General features: G+C 39.5%; 13 protein-coding genes and 1 pseudogene. 6 read left to right on the plus strand and 8 right to left on the minus strand.

What is annotated here, in order from left to right:
- Window positions 1-11: 11 nt before the first annotated feature.
- Window positions 12-314, minus strand: coding sequence for an IDEAL domain-containing protein (locus VQ00_RS04770; RefSeq protein ID WP_046179012.1), 303 nt, complete (start codon window positions 312-314; stop codon window positions 12-14).
- A gap of 474 nt (window positions 315-788) precedes the next feature.
- On the opposite strand from VQ00_RS04770, the gene VQ00_RS04780 reads away from it, so the two are divergent.
- Complete coding sequence (locus VQ00_RS04780) at window positions 789-1,010, plus strand: DUF2188 domain-containing protein (protein ID WP_046179014.1); 222 nt, start codon at window positions 789-791, stop codon at window positions 1,008-1,010.
- A 155-nt stretch (window positions 1,011-1,165) separates the two neighbouring features.
- Here VQ00_RS04780 and VQ00_RS04785 read toward each other — a convergent pair whose 3' ends face one another.
- From VQ00_RS04785 to VQ00_RS19325, 3 genes are all read right to left on the minus strand, one after another.
- Complete coding sequence (locus VQ00_RS04785; protein ID WP_052728333.1) at window positions 1,166-1,927, minus strand: glycoside hydrolase family 25 protein; 762 nt, start codon at window positions 1,925-1,927, stop codon at window positions 1,166-1,168.
- 46 nt (window positions 1,928-1,973) lie between these two features.
- Entirely contained in the window at window positions 1,974-2,813 is an 840-nt protein-coding gene (locus VQ00_RS04790) for an STAS domain-containing protein (RefSeq protein ID WP_046179015.1), read from the minus strand.
- A 205-nt stretch (window positions 2,814-3,018) separates the two neighbouring features.
- Window positions 3,019-3,153: a hypothetical protein gene (locus tag VQ00_RS19325; RefSeq protein WP_281175900.1), complete on the minus strand. Its 135-nt coding sequence runs from the start codon at window positions 3,151-3,153 to the stop codon at window positions 3,019-3,021.
- Between the two features lie 87 nt (window positions 3,154-3,240).
- Between VQ00_RS19325 and VQ00_RS18790 the strand changes: the two genes are divergently transcribed.
- The 5 genes and pseudogenes from VQ00_RS18790 to VQ00_RS04810 all read left to right on the plus strand — a co-directional run bounded on the left by VQ00_RS18790 (window position 3,241) and on the right by VQ00_RS04810 (window position 6,100).
- A complete protein-coding gene (locus VQ00_RS18790) occupies window positions 3,241-3,408 on the plus strand; it encodes a hypothetical protein (RefSeq protein ID WP_172645542.1) in 168 nt (55 codons plus the stop codon).
- A gap of 192 nt (window positions 3,409-3,600) precedes the next feature.
- Entirely contained in the window at window positions 3,601-4,350 is a 750-nt protein-coding gene (locus VQ00_RS04795; protein WP_046179016.1) for a TraR/DksA C4-type zinc finger protein, read from the plus strand.
- A gap of 168 nt (window positions 4,351-4,518) precedes the next feature.
- Window positions 4,519-4,852 (plus strand): annotated as a pseudogene (locus VQ00_RS04800) (manganese catalase family protein); the annotation flags it as partial.
- A gap of 229 nt (window positions 4,853-5,081) precedes the next feature.
- On the plus strand, window positions 5,082-5,513 hold the full coding sequence (locus tag VQ00_RS04805) for a YugN family protein (RefSeq protein ID WP_375143405.1): 432 nt from the start codon (window positions 5,082-5,084) through the stop codon (window positions 5,511-5,513).
- A gap of 92 nt (window positions 5,514-5,605) precedes the next feature.
- On the plus strand, window positions 5,606-6,100 hold the full coding sequence (locus tag VQ00_RS04810) for a L,D-transpeptidase family protein (RefSeq protein ID WP_046179018.1): 495 nt from the start codon (window positions 5,606-5,608) through the stop codon (window positions 6,098-6,100).
- Window positions 6,101-6,166: 66 nt separating this feature from the next.
- Here VQ00_RS04810 and VQ00_RS04815 read toward each other — a convergent pair whose 3' ends face one another.
- The 4 genes from VQ00_RS04815 to VQ00_RS04825 form a co-directional block, all read right to left on the minus strand.
- Window positions 6,167-6,688, minus strand: coding sequence for a Rossmann-fold NAD(P)-binding domain-containing protein (locus VQ00_RS04815; RefSeq protein WP_052728335.1), 522 nt, complete (start codon window positions 6,686-6,688; stop codon window positions 6,167-6,169).
- A gap of 2 nt (window positions 6,689-6,690) precedes the next feature.
- Complete coding sequence (locus VQ00_RS19030) at window positions 6,691-6,882, minus strand: hypothetical protein (protein WP_245618030.1); 192 nt, start codon at window positions 6,880-6,882, stop codon at window positions 6,691-6,693.
- A 91-nt stretch (window positions 6,883-6,973) separates the two neighbouring features.
- Window positions 6,974-7,504, minus strand: coding sequence for a TetR/AcrR family transcriptional regulator (locus VQ00_RS04820; protein ID WP_046179019.1), 531 nt, complete (start codon window positions 7,502-7,504; stop codon window positions 6,974-6,976).
- Between the two features lie 22 nt (window positions 7,505-7,526).
- Window positions 7,527-8,882, minus strand: coding sequence for a TrkH family potassium uptake protein (locus VQ00_RS04825; RefSeq protein WP_046179020.1), 1,356 nt, complete (start codon window positions 8,880-8,882; stop codon window positions 7,527-7,529).
- Window positions 8,883-9,003: the final 121 nt, after the last annotated feature.

Here is a 9,003-nt window from a genome sequence, read left to right on the forward strand (position 1 = left end):
AGTCAACTGTTTCATGAGATGACCGTCTCCCCTGTTAATTCTTCAAACCACTGCTTGTCCTTTGTTAAAAGCGCTAAATCAATGAGCGTCGTCTTATCTTGATATTGATCAAGCAGTGCGGCAGCAGGATTGAGCCGATTTGATTCATAAATACCCTGCTTTGGTTTGCGCCATTCGATTGCTCCGCCAATTACCCACCCCACTTTTGTGAACTCAACACATTCTCCGTGCCAGCTGTAATTGTTGATGTTGCTCACATATCCAATCGCTGTCGCATCGCCAATTTTAATTGTTCTCCACTCCCCTATTTTCATCAGGGTTTCCTCCCTTTCTTTTTACTTTTGCCTCAAAAAAGGAAATAACATTTGATTTTCTTCACAGTGGGTAAATGTATAATTCAAAATTCCATAAACAAGGAGATTTTCTGTATCATGGCACCAATTGAACTTTTCGGATGATTTTTATCTGTTTTTTTTAATGGTCTATTTCATTGGTTCCCTGCTTTTTATGTTAAGAAAACCAAAGTTGTTTTCGAAATTTGATTACGTTCTTCACAAAAGCAGCATGAGGAAACCAAAAGAAAAAAATAAGCAGGCGCTTCTGGCGTTTTTTATTTTTATTATTTGAATATATGTAAAGAATTGAGGGAATAGACTTCTGTGATGTCCATTCTGACATTGCCAAAGCCAGCCATAAATTTGTATCAACCTTTTATGATCCGCATTTTCTTCTCTCTTCTGATCAGTGTTCAAGCAGGAAATTATTGTGAAATTAAGGAGATGGATTTCATGAGCAAAGACCAACACGTTTCAAAACACGAACAAGGCTGGCAAGTAAAAGGCGCCGGCAACTCCAAAGCAACCAAATTATTCGAGACTCAAAAAGAGGCTCAGGACTTTGCAAAAGGGATTGCAAAAAATCAACAATCAGAAGTGATCATACACGGCCGTGACGGACAGATTCGGGCAAAAGACAGCTATGGAAATGACCCTTTTCCACCAAAAGGGTAACATTTCATTAGCAGGCATACACATCTTTTTCCGAAATAAATTACGTATGAAGCTTTGCTATGGCAGGGCTTCTTTTTTCTGGATCTTCCTATAGAGGCACACCTGGATATACAAAAAAAAAGCCCGAATCCGCTGTCATTGCGGCCGAACCTTTATCACTTATGCTTAAATATTCGATTGACAACTGTAACAGCCAGTACTGCAGCATCCTCTAATGTGAATAGCTTTTTTTCTCTTCTGCCCCTATGTTCACTCCCGGATACCCGCTTTTCATTTTTTGCGTTTTTGAACTTGCCGAGCAGCTCCATTTCTTCGGGTGATCTAGATGATGCTCCAAAATCAGAAGATGGTTTTCCAAGGAACCATTCCAGCGTTTTGCTCCCATTTAATCGGTTCAAATCGACATTTCCTTTAATGCCGGCCATTTTTCCGCTGTCAGTGTACTGCCAAAGATCACACGGAAATGCCGGTTTATTGCTGCTATAGCGAGGAATCCAATTGAAATCGGCTTTTACTTTGGCCGCTTCAAATGCGGCGTATGTGTGATGACCGACGTATAGGCCGACTTTCTTTGCACCCAAACGCCGGAGTTCATCAATAAACGCTTGGGTGCCGGCTCGCATATCGTTCATTGTTTTTGCTTCCACATCCGCCACCCAAAACAAAGCCTCCTGATCCCCGCGTTTCCAAAAATCGCGTGCTTCCACCTTCGCATCATTTACGGATACAAAACGGCAAAATGCATAATTACCGAATGGAACGTTATTCTTCTTGCATCCGGCCGCATTTGCTGCATACTGGCGGTCGACCGTCGTACTGCCATCCTGAACACGCAAGATGGCCAGGGCAATATTTTTTCTAGCTGCCGCCCAATCGATTATTCCTTGGTGATGTGATACATCTATAATATTGCTCATTTTCCCTCTTCACTTCCATTTAAAAAATATACTAACCCAAAATATATTAACCAATTTTACTGGAATCTATAGCTCGAGAGAGTGTGGATGTAATTATGATTTGATCAAAATCAAGTCCGAGTTGGACCGCAGTTTGCGCTATTTCAGGCCGAATTCCTGAAAGAGTTGTTTTTACCCCGATTAATGCCAAAGCTTCGACTAAATGAAAAAGTTGTTGTGCAACCATCGTATCAATCATAATAACACCCGATAAATCGATCAGAAGACAGTCCACTCTTTTTTCAGAGCATTGTTTTAATGTTTTTTCGAGTATTAATTTTGCACGTGCTGTGTCGATATCTCCAACCAATGGAAGCAATCCTGTATGGCGATTAAGGGTAATCACTGGTGAACTGAGTTCATTAATCATTTCTTGTTGGCATTGCAATCGTTTTACCGAAAATTCATGATGCTCTTCCATAAACCAAATCACGACTTTATCGATCGTGTTGATCACTTTTTTATTCCATAAATCGATAAATTCCTGTGAATATTTTTCTTTGTTTGAAAAAACAAACTCTTTTATAAAATGTAAGTATTGGTCGCGCGTTCTAAAAAACTCTCTCACGATAAAATGAATAGGCGTGGATAAATGCTGCTCATCTTTAGCAATTTGAATAATCCAATTTTCAAAGCCTGATAAAAAAGTCGATTCTTCTTGAACAAACAACTGGCAGAACTGCAAATGAAATTCGTAATTTTGTTTTTTTAACAGCTCGACAGCATTTGAATCAGTGGCCGCATATACCCCATGTGGGCCACTCTTATCCAAGGAATCGTACCATTCCTCCGTCAGCTGTGCAGCTTTCTCTAATAAAAATTCATGTAATTCTTGGACTGGATACATTCATTTTCCCCCTGAGGCTAAATAAAATTAACACCCGTTATTTTAACTTGTTTTCGGCAATTAATCTATGTTCATTTTAACAATAGAAAATATATCGTTAAAATGAACCCATCAATTCTTCAAGCCACTGCTTTTCCTTCGTTAACAGTGCTAAATCAATCAAATCTGTCATATCCTAATATTGATGCATCAGATTTCCCTCGGGCTACAGGCTGGCTGGCCTGGCATCGGTTTCCGCACTCATTTGCACACCGACAAACAAACACGCTGCTATTACTGGTTCGACCCGTTCTCCATACCAGCTGTAATTGATGACAATGTTCCCTTCTTGCATCAACAATGCTGACTGTTCGCCACTCTTCAATTCTTAACAAGGCAGCTGCTTCTTAAATCACTTTTTTGATGTCATTAATAAGGAGGTTTACACATGTTACCTATTGAAATTTTCGGTTGGTTTTTATGTGCATTATTAGCGGTAAGCTTTATCGTTTCGCTCATCTTCTTGCCGAAAAACTCAGAACTAGATACGAAATCCGATAATACGTTTCAAGAAAACAAGCCCATAAGACGAAAAGTAAAAAATGACCATTTGTAAAGCGCTTAGGCGCTTTTTTGATTTACCATTTGGGCGGACTTTACCGTTAAGAACAGATTAAAAGCACGCCCGGAAATTTTCTTCCAAGACTCAAAATCGATACTTTGGGAATCATATTCAGGAAGAGCTTTCCCATATGGATATGAAAATGATGAACAAAACTTTAAAAATGGAATGTAAAGGACTGAAATTATGCTGAACAAAGCCCGCTTAGCCGATTTCCGTACAGAGTTAACGAACAGAAAAAAGGAATTAGAAGCCCACTTTGAGGATAATGATCATTTCCAATTACCAAGAAGCTTGTCTGACTCCACGAGAGAATTATCCGTTTATGACAATCATCCCGCTGATATCGGAACTGAGTTATTTGAGCGAGAAAAAGATATTGCGCTGGATGAACACTCCAGATTTGAATTGCAGGATATTGATACAGCCTTAGAAGCCATTCAAAATGGAACATACGGCATTTGCAAGATCTGCAAAGAAGAAATTCCAGTGGAGCGTCTAGAAGCTGTACCAACAACTTTGTTTTGTGTTAAGGATTCACAAGACCAAAATGTTTCCCGTGACCGGCCGATTGAAGAAAAGGTCTTAACCCCTCCCTTTGGGAAATTTGATATGGATGAAAAAGATGAAAATGTTGCCCATGATGCAGAGGATTCCTGGCAGGAAGTCGCTCAATATGGAACATCCGAATCTCCATCAGATTTTGCTAATCCTCCTGAAGACTACGGCGATATGTATGTAGAATCCCAAGAAAATATAGGCTATGTAGAGGATTACGAAAATTTTGTTGCGGTAGATATTACTGGCAAAGAAATAAAAGTATATCCTTCTAAGGAACATGAAAATTATGAGGATATATTAGATGAAGAAGGCATCATGAGCTCCATCGGTGACTTGCCTGCATCTGAGCAAGAGCCTTATACCAAGAAAGACTGATTAAATAACCCACTATAAATACAGAAACATGGAATTTCATCTTTTTTATTTTCCAACAGGGACGATGTGATTTTGTTGTGATGAAAAACCAGCTGTGATCTTTGGCGGGGTGACAGCTGGTTTTTTATATTCAAATCCGTTCTTTATGTATGTTTCTCACAGTGATGATTGGACCAAATTGAGGAATTAATCAATATCATTACACCTGATCAAGCCAGATCCTGAAGCCGCGAAAGTATTACAGGAAATATTGGGCGGACACTTTGGCGAAATGCGAACAATGATGCAGTATTTCTTCCAAAGTTCGAATTTTAGAGGTAAGGACACACAATTTCGCGACTTGCTTCGTGGTGTTTTCTTAGAAGAAATTGCCCATGTAGAGCTTGTTCAACACACAATTAACCAATTATTAAATGATTCCGGTGAATCCGCTGTTCCAGGCGATGCAGGCGTCGATCAAGCGCCTCTAGACGATGCGGTTAGACATGCTGATCCACACCATTTATCATTCAATGAAGTCCCAAGTAAAGTTCATTTACTCGGGACTTTTTCTGCTGCATCTTTTCAGCGCAGAAAAGTATCTTCTGAATTATTGTTGAGGGTGTCTTCTTCCTTTTATCTTTTCTTCTTTTCCAAAAAGGCGTGAATCAATATTTTAATTTCAAGATTAGGTATTGAATTCCTATTTAAAGGTAAAAGTATTTACTGATCTTTTTAAATGGGAGTGAATAATGATGTTGAAGTTACAAACAGACCTTGAAGGGAAAAATGCATACTTTGGCCATGTACGGGATATGTTTAAAGACCTCGGATATGATTTAGGAGGAAACTGGGATTATGATAAAGGAAGCTTCGATGCCATTTTATCGCGTGAAGGTGGAGAAGTCATTTATATCCGAATTCCTTTTACGGTTTTGAAAGGCGCACTTGATGAATATAATGCCTGGATTGAGTTTCAAACGCCCTTTGTTATCAAGCATGTCTTAAACATTGGCCTGGATAAAGATGAAAATTCATTGCTGGCCGCTTCAGGGTTTAATCAATTCCAAGATCCTGTTGATCCGGACGGACAAATAAAAAATAAAAACAAATGGGAAGACGCCGGGGAACAAGCGGTGAAACGGATCATCAGTTATTTTAATGATGGGCTGAGCGCCAGCTGATCATGTATTGGGTACTGCTTTTTCTAATATGTCCTTCCCTTTTAAGGCAGCAGTGAATAAGATAGAGTATCAAGGCAAAAAGGGGGCTTAATTTGATCCACACAGTTAAGCCCGGTGAAACGCTTTCCTCAATCGCTGGAGATTATCGTATTTCATTAGGATCTCTTATTGCTGGCAACCCTGGAATTACACCCAATTTGATTTATGTTGGACAGCGAATTGTTATTCCAGGCTTTCCTTCCCCGGCAACAATCCCTTTTTCCATTTCTATCTCCCTCTCAAACAGAACCCTGACATTGCTTTATCAGGGACAGACAAGAAAAGTGTATCCGATTGGGGGTGGTAGAATGCTTCATGAAACGCCTATAGGAGACTTTGTTATTATTAATAAAGCCCCTAACCCCGGAGGACCTTATGGAACGATGTGGATGAGCTTATCTAAAAAGGGCTATGGGATTCACGGCACAAATGATCCGTCATCGATTGGAAAGTATGTCTCAAGAGGCTGTGTCCGCATGTATAATCAAGATGTAGAAGAGCTTTCCAGAACAATCCCGATTGGAACCCTCGTTTCTATCAGGCCATAGCGTATTTTAACTTAAACTCACAAGACATTTCGGAACACATTCCTTCGATTTATATTTGCCTTTTTCCTATTCAATAGATGGCCCGGTGCTCAAACGAGTCCCGGGCTTTTTGTTTATATACGGTGTCTTTGGAAACGAACCGATATTTCCCTCATACTTATCACCGTTTAAGACGACAGGATCCTTTGTTAAATACATCATTTCTGTCATCTCTCTCATGAATGACTGAAATATTCCAATAAAGCGAATCATTGTTTTTGACACCGCTCTAACAGGTTTCTTGTACCCTGTTTCCTCACGTAAAAGCTGAATAATTTCTTCCCCAGTAATCGGATATACTGCGGGGATATTCCAGTTTTGATTGTAAGTATCTTCTCGAAAAGCGAGCTGCACCATTGCTTTTGCGCCGTCCAGCGTGCAAAGAAACTCCCGGGCCACTTTTTTATCGCCGACAAAGTTTGCCGTTTTATTCTGAGCAACACCTTTAAGTGTTTCGTGAAGGATCGTATTTTCCGCATTAGGTCCATAGATGTCCGGCATATGAACAATCAACGAAGGAGGGCTGCTGTTTTTCAACTTATTTTCCATAGCTAAACGGATTTTTCCTTTTTTCGTATGTGGATTTTTCTTCGCTTCTTCCGCTCCCTCTCCTTTTGGCTGCCGTCCATACGCATAAATATTGTCCACAAGAGCAATTTTTGCTTTGCTTGTTCAACTAATTCTTTCACTAATGCATAACCGATCCCGCCTGTTGCACCTAACACCATTGCTTTTTTCATCATTGTTGCCTCCTTTTAATTAACCACTGGTCAAATAAAACCAATAAAATATAATTGACTGCTCTAAATCAAAAAGTTAATTTAGAGCATTGTTCTATTCAGTTAACCTTTTTAAAATGAAATCCACATGTGCTTTGGCAGCTTCCCGCGCTTCCTCAAACCTGTCAACGTATCCACGATAATAAGAAACAAAACCATGTATGGCTAAAAACGCGGACCAGACGTCTTTTATCGCCAGACTTTTACTGCATAAAAACTGAACTGCCTGAGCAAATTTTTGATAGCTAAGGTTAGCGGCCTCTTGGGATAAGCCATCTACCTCTGAATTCCTTACCATAAACATGATTTCATACTGACTTTGATGATTTAAACCGAATTCAATAAAGCGAAGAACTACGTTATAAAGCTTGGCTGCATCATCTTCAGGACCTTGAACGGTTTCGTCTAAGCGCTTATTTAATTTGGAAAAATCATCTTCTACAATCGCATAAAATAACTCAGCTTTATTTTTAAAATGGTAGTAGATCGCACCGTGGCTGCAGCCCAGCTGCTTAGCGATATTGCGCATCGAAACATGTTGAAAGTCTTTTTCAACAAATTGATTTCGTGCTTCCTTTAAAATCATTTCTTTTGCAGTAGTACGTTTTTTATCCTATAATGATGCGCTCTTTTGGATAGTGATACGGATGTTTGACTGGTTTGCCTCCCATAAAGAATAAGAAGGTAAACATCCCGATTTTCCCTATAAACATTAAAATCATGATCACGACCTTCCCAGCAGTACTCAAATCCGGTGTAATGCCAAGCGAAAGACCTACGGTGCCAAAGGCAGAGGAAACTTCGAATAAAATTTCCATTAAGGAAAAGGCAGGTTCAATGCATGCAAGAACGATAACTGCCACACTGCACAGTATCATAGCTGTTGTGAAAACGATGAATGACTTGATGATATCTTCATCATCGATCTCCCTTTTGAATATTTTTATTGACCTGTTCCCATTCGCATAGTTGTAAATGGCAAGCAGCATCACAGCAAACGTGGTTGTTCTTATCCCACCGCCGGCACTGCTGGGGGATGCCCCTATGAACATAAAGACACTCAGTAACAAAATGGTAGGTACCGAAAATTTATTGATGTCGTTGATAGCCATTCCGCCAGTCCTCGAAGATATCGAATAGAACAAAGAATGAGCGAAGGATTGATACCAAGTCTTATCTGAATACAAATGACTGTACTCAAACAGATAGATGAAAATGGCTCCAATTACGATCAGTATGAAGAAAGTTGCGGTTGTAATTTTTGTGAACAAGCTGAACCGGAATGGCATCTTTCCCCTATGCCTGAACCACTGACTCACCTCCATTAGAACAGGGAATCCAAGGGATCCGATAATAAAGAGTACTGAATTAAAGGTCAGAACAAAATAATCGTTTGCAAACGGAATTAGTGATTTTCCTGTGATATCAAAACCAGCATTTGTCGTAGCAGCCACAGAGGCGAAGAAACCCTGCAAATAAGCCTCTTGCCATGTTGGGAAATACTTCAAAAAATACGTACCCAATACAACAGCCCCAAATAGCTCAATTATGACAAAGAAAAAGAAGATCATTCGTATGAGCCGAACAATTCCGGAAAAAGTCGGGCTGTTTTGTTCTGTCGTCATGAGAATTCTTTCTCTGAGCCCTATTCTCTTTCGTGATACAAGCCATAGTATTGTTCCGAAAGCCATGACCCCAATTCCACCAAACTGGAGGATAATTGAAAAAATGAATGTACCGGGAACACTAAGCAGCTGGCTTATATCTACCGTAGATAATCCTGTTACAGTTACCGCACTAATAGAAATGAAGACTGCATCAATAAATGCGAGCTCTGCATTCTGCTTTTGAGTGATAGGCAGCAGCAATAAAATGGTTGAAACCACTACAGCTATTAGGTAATAAAAAACAATTATTTGAGCAGCAGATAGTCGTTTTGTTCCGTTCTCTATTTTATTATTCATTTTTCTCCAACTTCTATATGTTTTCTGACAAAATTATACCTAATTTCGTATTAACATGCCATTGCACAATTTCAACTTACAATAATTTGTCCATTAATAAACTCCCTCTATAAACATTGAT

This window comes from Domibacillus tundrae (assembly GCF_000970675.1).
Taxonomy (GTDB): Bacteria; Bacillota; Bacilli; order Bacillales; family Domibacillaceae; genus Domibacillus; species Domibacillus tundrae.